This window comes from Paenibacillus sp. FSL K6-1096 (assembly GCF_037977055.1).
In the GTDB taxonomy this organism is placed as follows: Bacteria; Bacillota; Bacilli; order Paenibacillales; family Paenibacillaceae; genus Paenibacillus_AQ.
In genome coordinates this window covers 3720362-3741125 of the sequence record NZ_CP150274.1, presented here as the reverse complement: position 1 = coordinate 3741125, position 20764 = coordinate 3720362, and the positions used below count along the sequence as shown (strand labels likewise).

The window sequence follows — 20764 nt, the reverse complement described above, 5'->3', positions numbered from 1 at the left end:
GGTTCAAGGTCAGCGCTGCCGCCACCCTGAGATCCATTCGGTGATCCGCCTGACCCGGGTGCTGTGTGACAACCGGTGCAAATGCGGAGAGACCCACCTTACAGGAAGTACCCAGATTGGCTTAGTTAGACGCAGCAGCAGCTTAAAAATATACAGAAGAACCCGGCCGATCAGCCGCAGCGTACCCTTAATGAGACGCCACAGCCAAAGAATTGGCCTGCCCACCGCTATTTGGATAAACCGCCACAGCAGCCTGCACATGTACTGTACTGACTGAATTAACATTACCACAAATCGCCGTACCGGAATACTGAAGATCAAAAAATAGATCCATACGCCTAGAAAGAGGCCAAGAATGACATAAAACCTCAATTGTCCCTGATTTCCGGCATACAGCAGACGGAAGACAAGCAGAGCCGAAGCCACCCAGTACAGCAGATCCAGCAGCGCATTCAGCCATTTGGGAAAGCCCAGCTTCAGCGACAGCACCCGGTAGCTGTCATAGGCCAGTCCCATGGCAATGCCGGCCAGCAGCATGTAGATCAGGGTGATCCATTGGACTGCGGGATTCATTTGAAGAGCTTGCGGAGAATCCCTTTATTTTTGCCTTGCGCACCGGGGTCGAGATAAATCAGGGAATGAACATTGCCTTCAAGGGACAGCAGCCCATTCTCCAGATTCAGATTCTTGATATGTAAATGCGTCCCCCGGATGGTCAGTTGGCCGAGTTCTGTAAGAAGCAGAAACTCCTCACTGTCAAAGCTCTCCACATTCTGCACGCCTGTCAGCTCAATCTGCTTGCGGCTGCGCATATGAAGATCATGCTGCTTCATTCCTTTGGCTGGCTCGATCATAGCATGTACCCCTCCTTCTTGATTCTAATCTATGAGGAAGGGACAGGGGTTAGAACAGGCCGTCCACAAATAATAACCAACATACCGCCAAGTGGAAACGGCTTTGCCGTCCTTTTAAAGGACGGTACCGTTTCGGCGAGAAATAGAAGGATAATGTACAGTGTGAAACATATACATTCTTATATTTCAAAATAACCCCACAAAGTGGGGCTTTAGCGTAGGTGTTGACTCAGGTACTTTGCGGGGACCCCAAAACATATATCAAAAAAAGAGGCCTCCCGGATCAGCCGTCTTACGGCTGCCGGGAATACCTCTTCGATGATTGGATGGTCAGTTGAACATACGCGTTATACTCTACCAGTCAAGCCCGGTGCTCTTAGCTACCGGTTCTTCGCGGAGCAGTGTGTACATTCCGGCGGCTTCGTCCTTACGGGTCGTCTCCACCAGCTTCTCCACCTTGACGGTTACCAGCTTCTGGCCGAACTGCACCGTGATCTCGTCACCGATCTTCACCGTGCTGCTCGGTTTTGATTCGCGCCCGTTGATCAGCACCCGGCCCTGTTCGGACACATCCTTGGCCACCGTGCGGCGCTTGATCAGCCGGGACACCTTCAGGAACTTGTCCAGACGCATTAGTTAACGGCTTCTTTGAGCTTGTTGCCTGCCTTGAAGGCCGGCACAGTGGATTCAGGAATTTCGATAGGTGTGCCCGATTGCGGGTTGCGGCCGGTACGGCCGGAACGTTTGCGTGTTTCGAAGGTGCCGAAGCCGATCAGCTGAACCTTGTCGCCGCTGGCGAGCGCTTCAGTGATTTCACCCAGTACTCCGTTGATTACAGCTTCTACATCTTTTTTGGCCAATCCGCTTTTTTCGGAAATGTTGTTTACCAGATCTGTTTTGTTCATAATTTGAAGTTCCTCCTAGGATACAAAAAATAAATGAAATTCAGGTTTGCCGCATAGCTTTTGCCGCAAATCGTCATTTCGTCTTTATGATATTCTTGCTTCTGTCCGCAATTCCTGCCGTGATCCGCCGTTTTTTTTGAAAAAGTAACATCCTGCGTAGGATTCAGCAGCAGCCAGGGCACTCTAACATTATAAACCTCTCATCCGGTTTCCAATCAGCAAAGTCAGAGATTCCGGCCGTATCCACAGCATTGCCGTTTCAGCGGCGTCTTATACTCTTATATTCTGCTAATCTATCGGCTTGCGCTCGGCTCCCTTAGCCTCCTGCCAGAGGGCCTCCATCTCCTCCAGGCTGCTGTCCTGCACCCCTGTACCCTTCTCCTGCAGACGCTGCTCAATATACTGGAAGCGGGACACGAATTTGCGGTTGGTGCGGGTCAGGGCCTCTTCCGGATCGGCATCGATAAAGCGCGCAAGATTGGTGGCGGCGAACAGCAGATCACCCAGCTCCAGCATCTGCTCTTCGGGAGTCTGCCCCGTTTCAATCGCTTCCTGCAGCTCGTCCACCTCCTCGCGGATTTTGGCCAATACATCACCGGTGTTGCCCCAATCGAAGCCGACCTTGGAGGCCTTCTTCTGCAGCTTGTACGCCTTCATTAGTGCAGGCAGATCACGCGGCACGCCGCTCAGCACAGACAGGGCTTCCGGCTTCACGCCCTTGCGGCGCTTCTCCTCGGCCTTCATGCCCTCCCAGTTCTGCAGCGCCTCCTCGGCATTGCCGGCCGCCTGATCGCCGAACACATGCGGATGGCGGAAGATCAGCTTCTCATTCAGCCCTTCAATGACATCATAGACGCTGAAGGTCCCCAGCTCCTCCTCCATCTGGGAGTGGAGCATAATCTGGAGCAGCAGGTCGCCCAGCTCCTCCTTCATATGGTCCGGGTCGTCCTCATCAATCGTCTCCAGCACCTCATACGTCTCTTCGATCAGGTTCTTGCGCAAGGATTCATGCGTCTGCTCGCGGTCCCAGGGACAGCCCTCCGGGCTGCGGAGAATCTGGACAATCTCATGCAGCCGGGCAAAAGACCGCTTGCGGACCTCATCGGCACGGTTAAGCGGCACATAGACCAGCGACAGGTTGCCGTACCCGTCCAGCCGGTCCAGCTCATAGAGGGGCACGCGCAGAATCTGCTCTTCGCCCTCTACGCCAAGCGCATGACCCACAATGACCTCATACTCCGGCGGATAGATCTCCATCAGGCACAGCTTGGTCTCGGAGGCGGTGAAGCTGTCGTAGACCTGGCCGATCAGGGTATGCAGCTCCGGGTGAAGCTGGGCGCTGCTCATGCCGGAGGCATCCAGCAGCTGGAAGCCTTCAATCGGATCAAAGCCCAGGCGGACAAACGCCTCATCCAGGAAGCTCTCACCGCCTAGAATTGTAAGCGCGATCCCCGCTTCCGGGCAGCGCTCGCGCAGCAGCGACACTGCCGATTCGGCCACCATGGGGTGGCCCGGCACAGCATAGACAATCTCTGTGCCGTCCGGGGCCGCTGCTGCCTTCTCCAGCAGATGGGCGGTAATGGCTTCATAGACCTCCGGGAAGGAGGAGTATGACTCATACAGCCCGTCGAAGGACTCTGCGGCAATCTCCAGCTCGGCCAGAGCGGCCATGACGGGATGCTCAGCGGTCCGCACGTATACGGCGGAGGCCACCTTCAGCTTCTTGATAATGCCGAGCGTCAGCCGGTCCGGGTTCCCGGAGCCCAGGCCGACCACGGTTAATGTTGCACTCATGCTAGGTCCACTCCTTCCAGGCAGCCGCCTGCTGTACTACGGGCGGCTGCACTATGTATGTGATACACGCGGCGCCTTAAGGGAACAGGCGCAGCTTCTTCAGCTTGTCCGCCAGGCGCGGGCCGAAGCCCGGCAGCTGGCGCAGCTCGCTCTCGCTGAGCAGCCGCAGCGCCACTGCGCCCAGCGCGAAGACCGCGCAGCCTGCGAGCACGCCGAGCAGGCTCTGCGCCAGCGCCGCGGCCCGCCCGCCGCCGAAGCCGGCGGCGTCTGCCGCCCGGCCTGCGCCGAGGCTCACGGCTGCGGCCGCCAGCCCCAGGCCCGCGAGCAGCGCCGCGGGCTTCACCAGGGCATCTGCTGCGCGCAGCCGCAGATAGCCCTGGCGGCGGAGCAGCAGCACGTTCAGCGCTGCTGCGAACAGATGGGCGGCCACGCCGGCGACGGCCGCCCCGGTAATGCCCTGCTGCGGAACCAGCAGCAGGTTCAGGGCCGCCTTCAGCACAGCGGCGGCCAGGAGGCTCAGCGCCGGCGCGCGCACGGCGCCCAGGCCTTGCAGCAGCGCGGCCGAGATGATGCTGACCGTCCCGCCGGCGGCGGTGAAGGCCAGCCAGGCCATCGCGCCGCTGCCGGCGGCGTCCCCGTACAGAGCCGTATTCACCGGCTCGGCAAGCACGGCCAGGCCGACAGACGCGGCTAAGCCCAGGAGCCAGAACCAGCGCAGCGACAGCGTAATGCGCGTGCGGATCAGCGCCTCATCGCCCTTGTATTTTGCTTCGGCCAGGGCGGGGATGAACACCACCGACAGCGAGGTCGCCAGCATCGTGACGATCTGCACGAGCGGCAGGCCGCGGTTGTAGATGCCGAACTGGGCCATCGCCTCCGTCCCGCTGTGGCCGCTTCCCGCCAGCAGGCGGGGAACGGTGAACACATCCACCAGGCCGATCAGCGGAACGGCCAGCGCGCCCAGCATCACCGGCAGCCCGTAGGCCAGCAGCTGGCGGGCAGAGACGCCCTGACCGCTGCGGGCTGATGCCGGAGCGGCACAGGGCTTCAGCCGAGCCTCCGGCCATCCGGCCTGCACGCTGCGGCGGCGGTGGCTGCGCCAGTACAGCAGCATCACGCCAAGGCCGGCCAGCCCGCCGCCGGCCGGGCCGAGCAGGGCTCCGGCGGCAATGCCGGCCGCGTCTGCTCCGGCCGAGGTCAGATACAGTAGCAGCGCGATCATCACCGCCACCCGCACCGACTGCTCGGCCACCTGCGACACGGCAGTGGGCACCATGTTGTGCAGCCCCTGGAAATACCCGCGCAGCGCCGCCATCACCGGCACCACCGCGAGCCCCCAGGCGCTGCTGCGCAGGGCGGGAATAATATGGGGGCTGCCGACCCATACCGCGATCAGCGGCGCCCCGGCATAGACCAGAACGCCAAGCACCAGGCCGCTGACCGCTGTAATTCCGGCGGACAGCAGCAGGACCCGCCGTCCCTTCTGCTCATCCTGCGCCGCCGAAGCCTCGGCCACGGACCGGGAGATGGCGGCAGGCAGGCCCAGCATTGCGACCGTAACCAGAATGGTGTACAGCGGGTAGACTGTGTTGTAGATACCAAAGGCGGCGTCACCGCCCAGATTCTGCAGCGGAATCTTCTGCAGAGTGCCGATGAGTTTGGAGAATATCGCTGCGGCGCTCAGAATGAATGCGCCTTGCAGCAGCTTCGAGCCTTGCGGATTCGGTGTCATCATGTACCTGCTTTGGAATAGAATGAATTTCTATATTATAACTGATCTTAGCCCGTAAGTGAAAATTGACGCCCCCTGACGCAACAAAACCCCGTCCTTCCCTTTAGACTGGCCTCAGTCTAAGGAAAAGCGGGGTTCAATGTGAATACACCTGCTATTATTGCTCCATCTGCTTACCCAGGAAGGCGGCGGCTGTTTCGGCCATCTTCACTTCCATCTGCGCCATTTTAACCGAATCATCCTTGTTCAGCAGCACTACGCAGCCGATGGGATCACCGCCGGAGATAATGGGGGCCGCCACATAACTCGATAACAACTCCGAGTGGTCTTTGCTGATGTCATAGCTGCCGCCATTGGTCTCAAGCACTGTCTTACGGCTCTCCATCACCTTCTCCAGCAGCATACCCACCTGCTTGTCCAGATAATCCTTCTTGGAGCCGCCGGCGAGCGCGATGAAGCTGTCCCGGTCCGTAATCATGGTAATATGGCCTGTTCCTTCATACAGCGACTCTGCGTATTCCTTGGCGAAATCGCCCAGCTCACCAATCGGCGAATATTTCTTCAGGATCACCTCGCCATCACGGTCAACGAAAATTTCCAGAGGATCTCCTTCGCGAATCCTTAACGTGCGTCTAATTTCCTTGGGGATAACAACCCGTCCGAGGTCATCAATACGGCGAACAATACCAGTAGCTTTCATTTCACATGTTGCCCCGCTTTCTTAAGAAGTATGTTCCAACTACTGTCCATTAAGGGAGTGGTTAATCCCAGTGATTTATCGTAATATCTGACCATAGTATTCATCTCTTCCCAGTTCCTTATACATCGCCCGTCCTGCATATCATTGCTCAGCTGAAATTAGAACGCCATGGCCCGGCATCATTCCAGTTATGATCATAATTTGTGATTTATATACCATAACTTCCCTGGAGCATTATTTGTTGAAAAAAAGCCGCCCGGATGCGTACAGCACCAGGGCGGCTTGTTCATTCAGATTTATTTGGCTGCTTCGGTGGCAGCAGGTGTTGCCGCAGGCGCTTCGGTTGCGGCCGGTTCATCCTTGCCTGCAGCCGGCGTAGCGCTGGCTTCCGGCTGGCCGGCAGCAGGAGAGCTCTTCGGCAGATTGATTTTGATCTCCAGGCTGTCCAGATCCTTCTCCAGGAAGTTCTCCAGGGCAGCGGAAGCCGCTGAATTCTTCACCGTCTGAAGCTGCTCCGGCGTCAGCGTCTCGAAGGTAGTATCCTTGCGGTCCTCCACTTTGATAATGTGATATCCGAAGCTGCTCTTGACCGGATCACTGATCGTATTCAGCGGCAGGGTCTGAGCCGCAGCTTTGAATTCTGCTACATAATTTACGAGAGGCTTGTCCTTGTATTCGCCGCCCGTCTCCTTCGTAGCGGTATCATCGGTGTATTCCTTCACCACAGCGGCAAAATCTGCCCCGCCGTCCAGCTTCGCCTTCACTTCCTGGGCGCGCTTCAGCGCATCGGCATCGGACCGCTCCTTGCCGGCGCTGTCCGTCAGGCCGATCAGGACGTGGCGCAGTGTAGCCACAGTATAGTCCGCCTTGGTGTCTTCATACTGCTTCTTCACCTGCTCGTCCGTTACCTTCAGCAGCATGTCCTGATATACGGTAAGCACGCGCTGCATATAGGCGCGCAGGTCGGATTCGCTCAGATCCTGTTCCTTCAGCGCTTTCTTATAGTTATCGCCCAGCGTAGTCTTGATATTGGCAATCTGGGTATCGACTTCCTTCTCGGCTGCCTTCTTCGCCTCATCCTTGGCTTGTCCGGCCAGGTATTCAAAGGCAACCTCCTGCTTCAGAATCGATTCCTTGAACATATCAATCTCTAAGTACTGGGCCTGCTCGGGTGAGAGGAACTTCATTACACGCGTGTCCACGTTGAATTCCTTCTCGGTAATCGTGCCGCCCTTATAGGTCGCCACTGCAGTATCGCTATTCTTGTTGCTGCAGGCAGCAAGCATGGAGAAGGACAGGGCTGCGGTCAGCGCGACCGCCAGTACCTTCCAGGATTTTTTATTTAACGACATTGTGTAATTCTCCCTTCGATTTTAGAGACTGTCCGGCTGCCGCGAGGAATTGCTCCAGCAGATCCAGCAGCTCCTTGTCACCCAGATCCTTCACCTTGATCCGGATGGTGGCTTTGGCATCCTTATCAAATTGTACACGTCTTTCAAAGCTATTACCAACCTTGGCCAGCTTCGCCGTATCAAAGGCCCCGATGCTTCCTTCATGGAAATTCAGCGAGACCTCATCTCCGCGCCGGACAACCGATTCCATGCCGTACAGCTTGCCGTACACCTTCAGCCGGGCTACGGAGAGCAGATTAACGACTGACTCCGGCAATTCGCCGAACCGGTCGAGCAGCTCATCCTCAAGCTCTGCGGCATCCTCGAAGGATGCCACTGCAGCCACTTTTTTGTAGATTTCAATCTTCTGGATGCTGTCGTAAATATACTCGGACGGAAGATACGCGTCAATCGACAAATCAATGACCGTATTGCCCTGCTTCAGCGAGGTATCCTCTTCGCCCAGCACGCTGACCTTACGCTTGCGGATTTCCTCGGCCAGCATCTGCGAATACAGGTCGAAGCCGACCGAAGCGATGAAGCCGTGCTGCTCTGCGCCGAGCAGGTTGCCCGCTCCGCGGATGGAGAGGTCGCGCATGGCAATTTTGAAGCCGGAACCCAGCTCCGTGAATTCCTTAATCGACTGCAGGCGCTTCTCGGCCACCTCTGTCAGCACCTTATCGCGCTGGTAGGTGAAATAAGCATAGGCAATCCGGTTGGACCGGCCTACGCGTCCGCGCAGCTGATACAGCTGGGACAGCCCCATTTTGTCGGCATCATGCACAATAAGCGTATTGACGTTCGGAATATCGACACCCGTCTCGATAATGCTGGTGCTGACCAGCACATCATACTCCCCGTCCAGGAAGTCGAGAATGGTCTTCTCCAGCTCCGACTCCGACATCTGCCCGTGCCCGATGCCCACTCTCGCCTCCGGCACCAGCATAGAGATCTGTGCGGCCATCTCCTGGATGCCCTGAACGCGGTTATACAGATAATAGACCTGCCCGCCCCGGGCGAGCTCGCGCTCTACCGCCTCGCGGATCAGGGTCTGGCTATGCTCCACCACATACGTCTGAACCGGGAAGCGGTTCTCCGGCGGGGTCTCAATGACCGACAGATCGCGCACGCCGAGCATTGACATATGCAGCGTACGGGGAATCGGCGTGGCCGTCAGGGTCAGAACATCGACATTGGTCTTCAGCTTCTTCAGCTTCTCCTTATGGGTAACCCCGAAGCGCTGCTCCTCATCGACAATCAGGAGGCCCAGATCCTTGAAGACCAGATCCTGCGACAGCAGACGGTGCGTCCCGATGACCACATCCACAGTCCCCTGTCTTACACCCTTAATCGTCTCGTTCTGCTCCTTGCGGCTGCGGAAGCGGCTGAGCACCTGAATATTCAGCGGATAATTGGCGAAGCGCTCGCGGAAGGTCTCATAATGCTGCTGCGCCAGGATGGTTGTCGGCACAAGGACCGCCACCTGCTTGCCTTCAATCGCTGATTTAAAAGCGGCCCGGATCGCCACCTCCGTCTTGCCGTATCCCACATCTCCGCAGAGCAGCCGGTCCATCGGACGGTTCTGCTCCATATCCTTCTTGATCTCTTCGATCGCCCGGAGCTGGTCACGGGTCTCCTCATACGGAAACATCTCTTCGAATTCACGCTGCTCCTGGGTATCCTTCTCGAACCCGTAGCCCAGCGCGCTCTGGCGCTCTGCGTACAGCTTGATCAGGTCATCGGCGATATCCTGGACGGAGCTGCGCACCTTGCTGGTTACCCTCGTCCATTCATTGCCGCCCAGCTTGTATACCTTCGGCTCCTTGTCTTCCGAGCCGACATATTTCTGTATCAGGTCAATTTGGTCAATCGGAACTGAAAGCTTGTCGCCTCCGGCATAGAGAATATGCATATAGTCACGGTGAATCCCGCTGACCTCCAGCGTTCCGATGCCCATGTACTTGCCGATCCCGTGGTTCTGGTGTACCACATAATCGCCGATCTTCAGCTCGGTATAGCTCTTGATGCGTTCAGCGTTATCCATTCCCTTGGTGACCTTGCGGGCCTTGCGCTGCTTCTGCGAGAACATCTCGCCTTCCGTAATGACCGCCAGATGGATGGAAGGCAGCTCAAAGCCGGAGCCGAGATTCCCCTGAAGGATGGTCGGCTCCTCAATACCGTAATCGTCGAGGACCCGGCGGACCCGTTCGATCCGTTCCTCGCCGTTGGCGAGCATAATTACCTTCACCCCGGACTTGTGCCAGCGCTCCATCTCCGATTTCAGCACATTCATCTGACCGTGGAAGTCCTGCATGCCCCGGCTGATGAAGCCCAGGATGTTCTGCGGCTGAATATGCGGAACCTGGCGCAGGAAGGTGGACATGAACAGACTCTGGAACGGGCGGCTGTACATAATGACATCGTTCTCGACGGAGAGGTGCAGCTCAGGCAGATTCTTGCCGTTCTGCAGCAGATGCAGGTTCCACTCCGACTCATCGCGCTCCAGCTGCTTGGCCGTCTCCAGCAGTCTCGCCGGCTCATCGAGAATCAGCACCGTATCCTCTGCCATATAGTCATACAGATGGGTACGTTCAGGATACAGCAGGCTGATATATTTGTAGACCTCCGGGAAATAAGTGCCTTGGCGCAGCATTTCCAGCTCCCGGCCGATCTCCTCGCGCAGGCGCAGCTTGGCCTGGCGGTCGGTCATCTTCTCCAGCTGCCGCTCCAGCATGGCTGACGCAGCTGAAGAAGCCGCGTCCTGGCGCAGCTGGTCGGCAATGATCTCCTTCGCCGGTGTAATCTTCACGCTGTTGACCTTATCGATTGAGCGCTGATCCATCGGGTCAAAGGTACGTATGGAGTCTACCTCATCATCAAACAGCTCCACCCGGTACGCCAGTGGAGAAGTCATAGGATAGAAATCGATGATTCCTCCGCGGACACTAAGCTCGCCGCGGTTCTCTACCCGCTCCACCCGCTCGTAGCCCATCTCTATCATGGACAGCAGGAAGTCATCCAGCACAAGCGTGCTGTCCTGTGACACGGTGAGCTGGGCCTCCGCCATCACATGGGGGGCGGGGAGCAGTCTCCGTACACCGGAATAAGGCACGACCACAACGCCGCGGAAGCCCTGGGCGCATCGGGTCAGCACATCAATCCGCTGCGCCAGCGTCTCGGGACTGGAGACCGCCGCTTCGGCAGCCACCAGCTCATTGGCCGGATAGAGCAGCACCCGGTCCGGGGAAAGCGCTTCCTGCAAATCCTCGGCCATCTTCTGGGCGGAGAACATATTGTGGGTTACTACAAGCAGCGGCCGTCCGGTCTGTTCATGCAGCGCAGCCAGCATAATCTGTCTGGCGGAGCCGGATAAGCCGGAGATGAGCTGTTCTTTCATGCCTGCAGCCAGGCCGCTGGTGACAGACTGGAAATCAGAATCCTTGGAAAAAGCTTCTATAAGACCTTGTAACAACAGGTGCACCTCTCTTACTGAACAGGCGGACAGCGGCAGAGCCGCTGACACCCGTTATAATTAGAATCGAAAACAAGCCTTAGCGATAAGGCCAAGGCTTGCGGATAACGATAGAGACAGGCGCTTCCACCTTACTGAAGCGGACTGGCCAGGAGGCTGAGCTCGGGATTATACTCCAGCGCCTGCTTGCAGTAATCGCAGGTCACCTTCACCGTAATCTCGCCTTCTGAATCATACGCTATTATATCTCTGCGCTCCGCAGGGGTCAAGGAATGCAGCCCAAGCTGCATTTCTGTAATGTCACTTCTGCCGATGCTTCCCAGGAATGTCCTGCAATGCCTGCATACATAGTGTATTGCCATCTATATGCCTCCCGAAGATAGTATATACCTTCAGTATGCCCCGCCCTGGATCGCTTTAGCCTCAAAGTAACTGAACCCTATGCCTTGGTATTAGCCGTTGAATTTGGCCATGGTCTGCTCGAAGGTATGCTGCAGGCTGAATTCGAGAGCATCACAAGTGCCGGTAATCATGCTCTCCAGCTTCGCCCCATCCTTCTTGGGGAATGCCGACAGCACATAGTCGACGATTGCGAAGCCCGGCTCCGGCCGGGAGATACCCATGCGTACCCGGTTGAAGGTCTGGGTGCCGGTGTGCTGGATAATCGATTTAATCCCGTTATGCCCGCCGGCACTGCCCTGATAGCGCAGCCGGATCTTGCCCAGCTCGGTATCCAGATCGTCATAGACCACAATCATATCCTCCAGCTGTACCTTATAATAATCCATATACGCCCGTACGGCTTCACCGGACAGGTTCATGAAGGTCATCGGTTTAATCAGTACCGTCTTGACGCCGCTGATGACGCCTTCGCCGATCACCGATTTGCATTTATTCTGGTTAAAGGTGATGCCATTTCTGGCCGCAAGCTGATCTAGCGCCATGAAGCCGACATTATGCCGGGTCTTCGCGTATTGCGGTCCGGGATTCCCGAGTCCAACAATCCATTTCATAATTAAGGTTTATCCTTTCCATATGCTACTTTCAGCAGAAGAGTTCCGTTTTTGGTACAATAAGTGTATTCTCCGGAGACAGGTGATGACAATGCCACATCAGGGCGATATTCTAACACTACAGCGCCATTTCCAGTACCATATTCAAAATGCTGTGCCTGTTGAAGTCTATAGGGGGAACGCGCACGTAGACATCGGTGTAATTACAGCGGTGGACGAAGGCTTCGTAGAGCTGCAAGGAACACTGTATAACCGCAGCCTCTTCACCTTCATCTCCCGCCCGGGCTATTAAGGCTTCTGGCTTAAGTCGAAGCTCCGCCCGCATCACGCCGACAAGGGTTACATCTTCCGTATCAGGAAAGGTGTAACCCTTTTTCTATTTAGCGCAGTCTATTCGATTTCGAACAGCTTGCTGATGGACAGCTCCTCATGCACCCGGATAATGGCTTCACCCATCAGCGGGGCGACAGACAGCACCTTGAGCTTGCTTGTAGGATTGCTGCTGCGGATTGGAATGGTATCCGTCACGATAATTTCCTTGATTGGAGAGTTCTCCAGACGTTCATGCGCAGGACCGGACAAGACAGGATGTGTACAGCACGCGTAAACTTCCTTCACGCCGCCCTCCATTAGGGCATTGGCTCCCAGAACAATCGTACCGGCCGTATCGATAATATCATCGATCAGAATCGCTGTTTTGCCTTCGATATTCCCGATGATGTTCATAACCTCACTCACATTAGGCTCAGGACGCCGCTTGTCGATAATCGCCAGTGGGGCATTGAGGAAGTCGGCGAGCTTTCTGGCCCGCACCACGCCGCCATGGTCCGGGGATACCACCACCGGGTTCTGGATCTGCTTGGAACGGAAATATTGGGCCAGAATCGGAACACCCAGCAGGTGATCGACCGGAATATCGAAGAAGCCTTGAATCTGCATGGCATGAAGGTCCATCGTAATGACACGGTGTGCACCTGCTTTTTCAATCAGGTTCGCTACCAGCTTGGCCGTAATCGGGTCGCGGGAACGGGCCTTACGGTCTTGACGGGCATACCCGTAGTAAGGAATGACGACATTGATGCTCTTCGCAGATGCACGCTTAAGCGCGTCCACCATCACCAGAAGCTCCATCAGATTGTCATTCACCGGACCGCAGGTGGACTGCACAATGTAGACATGACAGCCCCGGACGCTCTCCGACAGCTTGACCTGAATCTCCCCGTCACTGAAGCTGGTGGTATGGGACTCGCCCATCGGAATGCCGATATAATCGGCGATCTGGCTGGCCAGCTTGGGATTGGAGTTGCAGGTGAAAATCTTGAGTTTGGAATCACAATAAGTCATAAAATATAAACCCTCCGTGACGGAATTTAACGTCCAAACAGCACCGGCGCGGATGTGCAAGAAGTCCGTCCGGCGCGTTTGGCCTGAACCTCTTACGATGGACTATGCTGGTCTTTCTTCGCTTTGGCGCGGGCACGGATCTTCTCCGCGTATCCCGGCTTGTTCTCCTGCCTTGCTCTGGCAATCGCCAGATCATCCGCTGATACCGAACGCGTGATGGTTGAGCCTGCGACCACGAAGGCGCCCTTGCCCACAGTAACCGGAGCCACCAAATTCACGTTGCTGCCGATAAAAGCATCATCGCCGATCTCCGTTTTCGACTTATTGTACCCGTCATAATTCACGGTAATCGCGCCGCAGCCGATATTGACATTCCTGCCGACCTCGGCATCACCGACATAGCTTAAGTGGGAGACCTTGGATCCGTCGCCGATCGTGGCATTCTTGACCTCCACGAAGTCGCCGATCTTGACCTCCTGGCCCAGCACCGTGCCCGGGCGCAAATATGCAAAAGGCCCAACGGTAGCCCGTGTGCCGACCTGTGCCTGATTCAGAACCGACTGCTTCACCGCAGCACCGTCCATAATCACGCAGTCTTCAATTTCGCTGGCCGGTCCGATGACACAATCCTCACCGATGACGGTCTTGCCCTTCAGTACCGTGCCCGGATAGAGCACCGTATCTGCCCCGATGACGACCTCTGCTCCAATATAGGTTGAAGCCGGGTCAATTATAGTTACTCCGCCGAGCATATGTCTGCGGTTGATGCGCTCGCGCATGTAGCCTTCCGCTTCCGATAATGCCAGACGGTCATTCACACCGATAGATTCTGTAGCATCCTCCGTCTGGAATGCCAGAACAAGATTTCCTTGTTCCCGCAGAATGCCAATAACATCCGTTAAATAGTACTCGCCTTGCATATTGTTTGGAGTGACTTCCTCCAGTGCTGCGAATAATTTAGCGTTATCAAAGCAATAAATCCCAGTGTTGATCTCACAGACCGCTGCCTCTTCAGCAGAGCAGTCCTTCTGCTCAACGATCTTCATCAGAGCACCGTCTTCATTACGGATAATTCTGCCGAGGCCTGATGGATCTTCCATGACTGCAGTAAGCACCGTAACAGCAGCGCCCTGCTCTTCATGCAGTGCCATCAATCCCTTTAGTGTCTCTGCGGTTATCAGCGGTGTATCACCGTAAGCCACAACCGTCGTACCTTCCTCACTGCCCAGAAGATCCTTGGCCTGCTTGACGGCATGGCCTGTACCGAGCTGTGTTTCCTGCAGCACATATTCAGCAACCTGGCCGAGATAAGCCTTAACCTTCTCCGCCCCGTGCCCTACGACAACAACGGTACGCTCACAGCCGGTGGCCTTCACCGTATCCAGCACATGCCCTACCATCGGTTTCCCGCAGACAGGGTGCAGTACCTTGTATAATTTTGATTTCATGCGCTTGCCTTGGCCTGCAGCAAGAACAACAGCCATTCTTTTCAAGAATGCCAACCTCCTACTTCTTGAACTCACTACTGAATATATCTCATTCCGCGCAAAAAGAAAAGAGAACCATTGCCTGCATGGTTCCCTTTTCTTCGAACCCCAATAGAATCACCCCACAAAGTGAGGCTTTGGCTCCGAGGCTGACCCGGGTACTTGGCGGGGGCCCCGAAACATACCAATCGGTATGGCCTGTCGCCGCCCTTGGGGAGGCAGCAATCCAGGAGAGTCAGCGCATACGCTTAAGCTCCCTCTTCAATGACTTCCTCTTCTTCCGTAGCGGCGCGTTCGTACTCGGCCAGTACCGCAGATTGAATCTTCTCGCGCGTTCCCGAAGAGATCGGGTGTGCGATATCGCGGAATTCACCGTCAGGTGTACGCTTGCTGGGCATCGCAACAAACATCCCGTTATTCCCGTCGATGACGCGTATGTCATGAACAACAAACTCGTTATCGATTGTAATGGATGCAATTGCTTTCATTCTACCCTCAGAGTTGACGCGGCGGAGTCTGACATCCGTAATTTGCATGTGTGTGTTCACCACCTTTTTCCATCAGAGACTTGGTGTATAATTCCACACAGCAAAGCGAAATCCTTCTTTTGTATTCCAAAAAATGCCTGATAATGAAGATTATTTTTGCCGAATCTTCGATTTCGACAGATTTCGTGCAGTTATCTTAAGAATCCTCACCGATTCGACATTTTAAGCGAATTTCCAGAAGGACAATTTCCGCCATTTCAAGAGGAGAAATAGTTGCCCGGCAGAGCCGAAATCCGCCGCACCTTGGAGTCCACCTCAGTCAGCTTCACAAGCGACACATAATCATGCAGCAGGCGCTCTTCCTTCTCCACGGCGCCGGATTCCACCAGCACCCCTACGCCAGCCACCTCGGCGTTGAATTCCTCCAGCAGATCAACCATGCCCCGCACCGTGCCGCCTGCCTTCATGAAGTCATCCACGATCAGCACCCGGGACTTCTCGCGCAGCGCTCTTCTGGAGAGCGACATCGTATGAATGCTCTTGTGCGAGCCGGATACATAGTTAATGCTTACCGCCGAGCCTTCCGTTACCTGATGGTCGCGGCGCACCAGAACTACAGGCAGTCCCAGCTGCGCAGCGGTCGCGTAGGCCAGCGGAATTCCCTTGGTCTCCACGGTCATCACCACATCAATCTCCACGCCGTAGAAGGCGGTCGCTATAAGCTTGCCGGCCTGCTCCATCAGCGATGGAAGGCCCAGCAGATCCGACATGTACAGATAACCGCCCGGCAGAATCCGGTCACTCTGTTCAAGCTGTCCGCACAGCCGGTTCACGAAGGCCAGCGCCATGTCCATCGGCATCTGCGGAATGTACCGTACCCCGCCTGCCGCGCCTGCGAGCGTCTGCAGCTCGCCCACGCCTTCACCTTCAAATACCTCTTTTATAATTGCCAGATCTTCGCTGACTGATGATTTCGCCGCCCCGTACCGCTCTGCAAAGGTGGACAGCGGAAGCAGATCGTGCGGCTTCTCCAACAGAAATTGGGTCATATCAACCAGCCGCTGGCTTCGTTTAAGTTTCTTCACGGAATGCTCCTCGCCATATAAGCTGAATTTAAGAATGACGTTTATGCTTGATTCTTAAATTCACTTTATACAAAACCGAATATTATAATGAATAATATCATTATTGTACGGATTTATACAAGTGGAAACGGTCTGGCCGGAATACGCTAGCTCAGCGAACGCACCGCATAGACTTCCTTGCAGAAGCCGCGCAGCCCGTTATAGATTCTGGCTACCTTCGACTGCCTGGAGACCAGGCCGAAGACTGTCGGGCCGCTGCCCGACATCAATACGCCGTCCGCCCCCAGCTTCTCCATCGCTTCCTTGAGCTGCTGCACTTCAGGATGGAGCTTCAGGGTCACATCCTCCAGCACGTTCCCCAGGCCCGCACAGACAGCTGCGAAATCGCCGGCCTCAAGGGCCTGCCGCATCCGGAGCGCTGACGGATGAACCGCGATCTGATTCGCGCGTACGCGTCCGTATACCTCTGCCGTCGATACATTGATCGGCGGCTTGGCCAGGATAACCCAGCATTGCGGCGGGCTCTGGATCGGAGTCAGCCGTTCCCCCCTGCCCGTAGCCAGGGCCGTGCCTCCGGTGACGCAGAACGGGACGTCTGAGCCCAGCTCGGCGCCCAGCTCCTGCAGCTCCTCTGCCGGAATACCGAGGCGCCAGAGCCGGTTCAGGCCGCGCAGCGTGGCCGCGGCATCGCTGCTGCCGCCGGCCAGACCGGCGGCAACCGGGATTCTTTTGTCCAGATGGATATGTACACCGCTTCTTACGTTATACCGATCCTTGATCAGCCGTGCAGCCTGGAACGCCAGATTCTTCTCGTCCAGCGGAATATATCCGGCCTGGCTAGAGATAATAATGGAATCCCGCTTCAGCTCAGACAGCTCCAGTCGGTCGGCCAGATCGACCATCGTCATGATCATTTCTACTTCATGAAATCCATCAGGCCGCTTGTGCAGCACATCCAGCATCAGATTGATTTTGGCCGGCGCTTTCTCATACATTTTCAAGGCGTTCACCCACCCTCGCTTTTCCCGTAAAAACAACTTAACATATTATATGAGAAACTTGCAGTGAAGTCCATTATATCCCCCCGCAGCCTGTTCATACACCAAAACAACCCCACAACATATAAATTGTTATCGATAAAAAAAGGCACCGCCCGCAGGCGATACCTGTATGCATGAACGTCCTCTCCCCCGGCAGTCTACGATTTGCGTGCTGCTGCTTGTTCAGCCAGCTGTATTGCCCGTTTCACCATATTCCCGGCATCAGCCGCCCGGATTCCGCCCCAGCCTTCCCGCTCCACAGTCTCGTAGAAGCCAAGCTCCTTCGCCAGCTCCGTCTTCAATTCCTCCGACATCATGCCCCGTCTTCTGCGGCTCATTTCGGATTCCTCCCTTTGTGCTAGTGGATGATGAACGTACTGCCTCTGTAGTATGCGCCGAGGGGCCATATCCATTCCATGTGAAGGATAAGTTATCATGTGAAACATAGAAATTCTTATATTCGAAAAAAAACAGCCCCCCTGCCGGAGGACTGTCCGTGACGCTAAGCTTTGACATACATTATCCGCATCTGCCCATCGTCTTCGTTAACTGTGATTTCCACAGATTCAGTAAGTATATCGGCATAGCTATAGGAGACACGCTTGAAGCTCTGCTGCTCCTGATCCAGTTTGACAATAAAAACAGAAGGGTACGTTTCTTCCAGGACACCGGTACGTTCAACCGTCTTGCGACGGCCCCCGTTAGCCCGTAGTGTAATCTTGTGACCGACGTGAGCTTCGAGACTGCGTTTGATTTCCATCAGCGCGTTATTAGCCATTCCTGACGACCACCTCTTTTCTTGTCCATTATACAGTCTTAAGAGGTGAATGTCAAATTAAATAAATAATTATAGTGGATGATAAATTCATTGTCAACGGAATTTTTTTAGACAGTGATTGTCCCGGCTTAATCACCTTGTTAGCGGTATTCTTGCGTTAGCACGTTATCCTCTCCATTAGAACAGCTTGTCTTCAAAATCAATAAAAAAGGATATGCACTTATGCATATCCCGTCCGCCTTCAGGCGCAATTACATTATGGATGGCGTCACCTTCAGTGTAGCCAGGTTATTCAGCTTCGGCATCCCGATGCGGAAGCTCCCGCGCGTCTCGATCCCGCCCATCCCCTGATTTCCGCTGATGGTATGGTTCAGGACATCGCCCAGATTCACCGTATCGCGGATGGAGGTAAATGAGGCTTTGGCTGCCACATAGACGGGATCAAGGGCATGAATGAGGATTCTGCCCGGGGAGCTGGCGAAGTTCGCGCCGTTGCCAAGCAGCGCCTCGAAATGGGACTGGCAGGCTCCGGCCACAATCGTCAGCGCATCGAAATTACGCTCATATTCGCGGGCTACCCGGATTGCAGCCACGAAGCTCTGTGAATTTTTGTAGCTGCTCAGGCTGTAGAGATCGTAATTCTGCTGCTGCTTCAGCACTCCGTCATGGCCGGTAATGACAACGATATCGGGACGCACACGGGGCAGCAGACGGAACAGCGTCTCCGCCATTTTGGATTCATGGACATGATGCCCTTCCGCCGGAATGCGCAGCTGCTCGTAGAGGCTCAGGCTCTTCTTGAGATACAGTGCGTCTCCGTCCAGATGCAGCACCTTGCCCGGCACTTCAAAGTACGCCGGTTCCTGCGGAGACGGAGACCATGAACCGGAGGCCCCGGCTACACTCTCTCCGCTGCGCTGGCTCTGCTCCCGCCGGTCCTTGCGCAGCCAGCTGAGCGATTCATTCGCCTTGATCTGCGCCTGCTGCCCCCGCTCGCTGACCCGCGTCGGCGGCACCTGCACCAGATCATCCAGCGGTGAATCCGCCAGCAGACGGAACTCCGTTCCTTTGATGACTGCCCGATTCTGCAATATATTGTCTACCCGGAAGGTCACATCGCCGCCATAGGATTTACGGATGACCAAGTCTCCTATATTCATTACAACACCACCTCTACCCCATGGTATGGGCAAAGGCCCCGGTTGGTTCATCCTCCGGGGGGGGATTTATGATATTCCGGCAGCCAGCAGGACCGCGCTCAGACGCGCGTACTCCTCTATGCTGAGCGTCTCGCCGCGGCGGGACGGCTCAATGCCCGCCTCCGCCAGCAGAGCCTCCAGCCGCTCGCGCCCTTCGCCGGGGAAGAAGCGGGCCTTGAGATTATTGGCGATCGTCTTGCGCCGCTGGGTGAACGCCGCCTGGACAACGCTGAAGAAATGCTCCTCATCCGCCACCTCTACCGGAGGGCGTTCCCTGACCTTCAGCCGGATCACCGCCGATTCCACATTCGGCTGGGGAATGAATACCGTCCGGGGCACGATGCAGACCAGCTCAGGCTCGCTGTAATACTGCACGGCAATGCTGAGGCTTCCGTACTCCTTGCCGCCCGGCGCGGCCGCCATGCGCTCAGCAACCTCCTTCTGGATCATGACCACGATATTCTCAAGCGGCAGCTTCTCCTCCAGGAGCTTCATCAGGATCGGTGTTGTCACGTAATACGGCAGATTGGCTACGACGCTGACCCGGTCCCTGCCGGCGAAATCCTCAGCGAACAGCTCCTGCAGATTCACCTGCAGCACATCGTCGTTGCGGATCTTCACATGGGGGTAAATAGACAGCACATCCTTCAGGATCGGAATCAGCCTGCGGTCGATCTCCACCGCTGTCACCGCTCCGGCTGTCATCGCCAGCTTCTCGGTCAGCGCGCCGATCCCCGGTCCGATCTCAAGCGCACCCGCCGCCTTGTCCAGGCCGGCGGCGTCCACGATTTTCTCCAGAATGTTCTGATCGATCAGGAAGTTCTGGCCCAGGCTTTTTTTGAACGAGAATCCGTAGCGCGCAATGATCGCTTTGGTTCTGGTCGGGGATGAGATATGGTCAATGCCGCTCATGAAGTGATGCCTCCCTCGTCAATTTGGGCGACTGCCCGCGCGAACTCCTCGCGTGTGATGCCGAACATCGCCAGACGTTTATATAGCTGCTTGCCGTTGCAGTACCCGATGCCCAGCAGATTGCCAAGCTGCATTCTCCGCTCGGCCGCGCGGGGATGCACCATCAGGCCGGCAGCCATTAGCTCGTCCATTCCGATTACGGCCGGAGCGCCCTCAAAGGAGGTATGGACATGCTCCAGCGCATGGCGGATCGCTTCAGGCGAGGCATTCTCCACGCCAATATCCCCCTTGCGGGTTGCGTCCTTCTCCGGGATGAAGGCGTGCTTGCAGCCGGGCACCTTGGAGGAGACGATTTTGCGGATACGCTCCCCGGCATGGTCAGGGTCCGTGAGAATGATGACGCCTCTGCGCTCCATAGCCAGCGCTATCTTGGCAATGACCTTACGGTCCACGGCGGAGCCGCCGGTTTCGATCGTGTCGGCCTCTACCGCGCGCTTCACGGCCACAGTGTCGCTTTTGCCTTCCACAACAATTAATTCCTTGATCATCGATAAGTTGACTCCTTACTCC

Annotated in this window: 22 protein-coding genes; 1 reads left to right on the top strand and 21 read right to left on the bottom strand. The window is 56.0% G+C overall.

Going from position 1 to position 20764, the window contains the following annotated elements; all coding sequences use genetic code 11:
* Nucleotides 1–9: 9 nt before the first annotated feature.
* The 11 genes from yabQ to pth form a co-directional block, all read right to left on the bottom strand.
* Complete coding sequence (gene yabQ, locus MHI24_RS16680; protein ID WP_340020675.1) at nt 10–573, bottom strand: spore cortex biosynthesis protein YabQ; 564 nt, start codon at nt 571–573, stop codon at nt 10–12.
* Nucleotides 570–854 carry a sporulation protein YabP gene (gene yabP, locus MHI24_RS16675; protein ID WP_340020674.1) on the bottom strand — a complete coding sequence of 95 codons (285 nt, stop codon included), beginning with the start codon at nt 852–854 and terminating at the stop codon, nt 570–572. Before yabP ends, yabQ begins: the two co-directional genes overlap by 4 nt.
* Nucleotides 855–1208: 354 nt before the next feature.
* Nucleotides 1209–1487, bottom strand: coding sequence for an RNA-binding S4 domain-containing protein (locus tag MHI24_RS16670; protein ID WP_036723951.1), 279 nt, complete (start codon nt 1485–1487; stop codon nt 1209–1211).
* The gene (locus MHI24_RS16665) at nt 1487–1759 is read right to left on the bottom strand and encodes an HU family DNA-binding protein (RefSeq protein WP_238655758.1); all 273 of its coding nucleotides are present in this window, start codon (nt 1757–1759) and stop codon (nt 1487–1489) included. Before MHI24_RS16665 ends, MHI24_RS16670 begins: the two co-directional genes overlap by 1 nt.
* Before the next feature lie 288 nt (nt 1760–2047).
* Nucleotides 2048–3553, bottom strand: coding sequence for a nucleoside triphosphate pyrophosphohydrolase (mazG, locus tag MHI24_RS16660; RefSeq protein WP_340020673.1), 1506 nt, complete (start codon nt 3551–3553; stop codon nt 2048–2050).
* Nucleotides 3554–3629: 76 nt separating this feature from the next.
* Entirely contained in the window at nt 3630–5285 is a 1656-nt protein-coding gene (locus MHI24_RS16655; protein WP_340026706.1) for a polysaccharide biosynthesis protein, read from the bottom strand.
* A gap of 157 nt (nt 5286–5442) precedes the next feature.
* Complete coding sequence (gene spoVT, locus MHI24_RS16650; protein ID WP_340020672.1) at nt 5443–5985, bottom strand: stage V sporulation protein T; 543 nt, start codon at nt 5983–5985, stop codon at nt 5443–5445.
* 296 nt (nt 5986–6281) lie between these two features.
* Nucleotides 6282–7337 (bottom strand): peptidylprolyl isomerase, encoded by a 1056-nt coding sequence (locus MHI24_RS16645; RefSeq protein ID WP_340020671.1) that lies wholly within the window; start codon nt 7335–7337, stop codon nt 6282–6284.
* Nucleotides 7324–10848 carry a transcription-repair coupling factor gene (mfd, locus tag MHI24_RS16640; protein WP_340020670.1) on the bottom strand — a complete coding sequence of 1175 codons (3525 nt, stop codon included), beginning with the start codon at nt 10846–10848 and terminating at the stop codon, nt 7324–7326. Before mfd ends, MHI24_RS16645 begins: the two co-directional genes overlap by 14 nt.
* Before the next feature lie 131 nt (nt 10849–10979).
* Nucleotides 10980–11210, bottom strand: coding sequence for an anti-sigma-F factor Fin family protein (locus MHI24_RS16635; RefSeq protein ID WP_238655763.1), 231 nt, complete (start codon nt 11208–11210; stop codon nt 10980–10982).
* A gap of 90 nt (nt 11211–11300) precedes the next feature.
* Nucleotides 11301–11861, bottom strand: coding sequence for an aminoacyl-tRNA hydrolase (gene pth / locus MHI24_RS16630; RefSeq protein ID WP_340020669.1), 561 nt, complete (start codon nt 11859–11861; stop codon nt 11301–11303).
* 91 nt (nt 11862–11952) lie between these two features.
* Here pth and MHI24_RS16625 point away from each other — a divergent pair, with 91 nt between their 5' ends.
* Complete coding sequence (locus MHI24_RS16625) at nt 11953–12153, top strand: hypothetical protein (RefSeq protein WP_340026705.1); 201 nt, start codon at nt 11953–11955, stop codon at nt 12151–12153.
* Between the two features lie 98 nt (nt 12154–12251).
* Here the strand turns inward: MHI24_RS16625 and MHI24_RS16620 are convergent, their stop codons facing one another.
* From MHI24_RS16620 to rnmV, 10 genes are all read right to left on the bottom strand, one after another.
* Nucleotides 12252–13205, bottom strand: a complete 954-nt coding sequence (locus tag MHI24_RS16620) for a ribose-phosphate diphosphokinase (protein ID WP_019914487.1) — start codon at nt 13203–13205, stop codon at nt 12252–12254.
* A 92-nt stretch (nt 13206–13297) separates the two neighbouring features.
* Nucleotides 13298–14698 carry a bifunctional UDP-N-acetylglucosamine diphosphorylase/glucosamine-1-phosphate N-acetyltransferase GlmU gene (gene glmU / locus MHI24_RS16615; protein ID WP_340020668.1) on the bottom strand — a complete coding sequence of 467 codons (1401 nt, stop codon included), beginning with the start codon at nt 14696–14698 and terminating at the stop codon, nt 13298–13300.
* Nucleotides 14699–14940: 242 nt separating this feature from the next.
* Nucleotides 14941–15228 carry a septation regulator SpoVG gene (gene spoVG / locus MHI24_RS16610; protein WP_036696395.1) on the bottom strand — a complete coding sequence of 96 codons (288 nt, stop codon included), beginning with the start codon at nt 15226–15228 and terminating at the stop codon, nt 14941–14943.
* A gap of 209 nt (nt 15229–15437) precedes the next feature.
* A complete protein-coding gene (gene purR / locus MHI24_RS16605; RefSeq protein WP_238655765.1) occupies nt 15438–16265 on the bottom strand; it encodes a pur operon repressor in 828 nt (275 codons plus the stop codon).
* A gap of 146 nt (nt 16266–16411) precedes the next feature.
* Nucleotides 16412–17266, bottom strand: a complete 855-nt coding sequence (gene ispE / locus MHI24_RS16600) for a 4-(cytidine 5'-diphospho)-2-C-methyl-D-erythritol kinase (RefSeq protein ID WP_340020667.1) — start codon at nt 17264–17266, stop codon at nt 16412–16414.
* Nucleotides 17267–17463: 197 nt separating this feature from the next.
* A complete protein-coding gene (locus tag MHI24_RS16595; RefSeq protein ID WP_340020666.1) occupies nt 17464–17643 on the bottom strand; it encodes a small, acid-soluble spore protein, alpha/beta type in 180 nt (59 codons plus the stop codon).
* Nucleotides 17644–17807: 164 nt separating this feature from the next.
* Nucleotides 17808–18083: a Veg family protein gene (locus MHI24_RS16590; protein WP_340020665.1), complete on the bottom strand. Its 276-nt coding sequence runs from the start codon at nt 18081–18083 to the stop codon at nt 17808–17810.
* Nucleotides 18084–18334: 251 nt separating this feature from the next.
* Entirely contained in the window at nt 18335–19243 is a 909-nt protein-coding gene (gene yabG / locus MHI24_RS16585) for a sporulation peptidase YabG (protein WP_340020664.1), read from the bottom strand.
* Nucleotides 19244–19309: 66 nt separating this feature from the next.
* Entirely contained in the window at nt 19310–20194 is an 885-nt protein-coding gene (rsmA, locus tag MHI24_RS16580) for a 16S rRNA (adenine(1518)-N(6)/adenine(1519)-N(6))-dimethyltransferase RsmA (protein ID WP_340020663.1), read from the bottom strand.
* Nucleotides 20191–20742, bottom strand: a complete 552-nt coding sequence (gene rnmV, locus MHI24_RS16575; RefSeq protein WP_340020662.1) for a ribonuclease M5 — start codon at nt 20740–20742, stop codon at nt 20191–20193. Before rnmV ends, rsmA begins: the two co-directional genes overlap by 4 nt.
* Nucleotides 20743–20764: the final 22 nt, after the last annotated feature.

Bases quoted from the DNA above. Each gene is read 5' to 3' on its own strand.
- yabQ (WP_340020675.1), bottom strand. From the start codon at position 573: ATGAATCCCGCAGTCCAATGGATCACCCTGATCTACATGCTGCTGGCC.
- mazG (WP_340020673.1), bottom strand. From the start codon at position 3,553: ATGAGTGCAACATTAACCGTGGTCGGCCTGGGCTCCGGGAACCCGGAC.
- yabP (WP_340020674.1), bottom strand. From the start codon at position 854: ATGATCGAGCCAGCCAAAGGAATGAAGCAGCATGATCTTCATATGCGC.
- MHI24_RS16635 (WP_238655763.1), bottom strand. From the start codon at position 11,210: ATGGCAATACACTATGTATGCAGGCATTGCAGGACATTCCTGGGAAGC.
- MHI24_RS16590 (WP_340020665.1), bottom strand. From the start codon at position 18,083: ATGGCTAATAACGCGCTGATGGAAATCAAACGCAGTCTCGAAGCTCAC.
- rsmA (WP_340020663.1), bottom strand. From the start codon at position 20,194: ATGAGCGGCATTGACCATATCTCATCCCCGACCAGAACCAAAGCGATC.
- MHI24_RS16625 (WP_340026705.1), top strand. From the start codon at position 11,953: ATGCCACATCAGGGCGATATTCTAACACTACAGCGCCATTTCCAGTAC.
- yabG (WP_340020664.1), bottom strand. From the start codon at position 19,243: ATGAATATAGGAGACTTGGTCATCCGTAAATCCTATGGCGGCGATGTG.
- MHI24_RS16595 (WP_340020666.1), bottom strand. From the start codon at position 17,643: ATGAGCCGCAGAAGACGGGGCATGATGTCGGAGGAATTGAAGACGGAG.
- MHI24_RS16665 (WP_238655758.1), bottom strand. From the start codon at position 1,759: ATGAACAAAACAGATCTGGTAAACAACATTTCCGAAAAAAGCGGATTG.
- MHI24_RS16670 (WP_036723951.1), bottom strand. From the start codon at position 1,487: ATGCGTCTGGACAAGTTCCTGAAGGTGTCCCGGCTGATCAAGCGCCGC.
- MHI24_RS16645 (WP_340020671.1), bottom strand. From the start codon at position 7,337: ATGTCGTTAAATAAAAAATCCTGGAAGGTACTGGCGGTCGCGCTGACC.
- spoVG (WP_036696395.1), bottom strand. From the start codon at position 15,228: ATGCAAATTACGGATGTCAGACTCCGCCGCGTCAACTCTGAGGGTAGA.
- spoVT (WP_340020672.1), bottom strand. From the start codon at position 5,985: ATGAAAGCTACTGGTATTGTTCGCCGTATTGATGACCTCGGACGGGTT.
- rnmV (WP_340020662.1), bottom strand. From the start codon at position 20,742: ATGATCAAGGAATTAATTGTTGTGGAAGGCAAAAGCGACACTGTGGCC.
- pth (WP_340020669.1), bottom strand. From the start codon at position 11,861: ATGAAATGGATTGTTGGACTCGGGAATCCCGGACCGCAATACGCGAAG.
- MHI24_RS16655 (WP_340026706.1), bottom strand. From the start codon at position 5,285: ATGACACCGAATCCGCAAGGCTCGAAGCTGCTGCAAGGCGCATTCATT.
- MHI24_RS16620 (WP_019914487.1), bottom strand. From the start codon at position 13,205: ATGACTTATTGTGATTCCAAACTCAAGATTTTCACCTGCAACTCCAAT.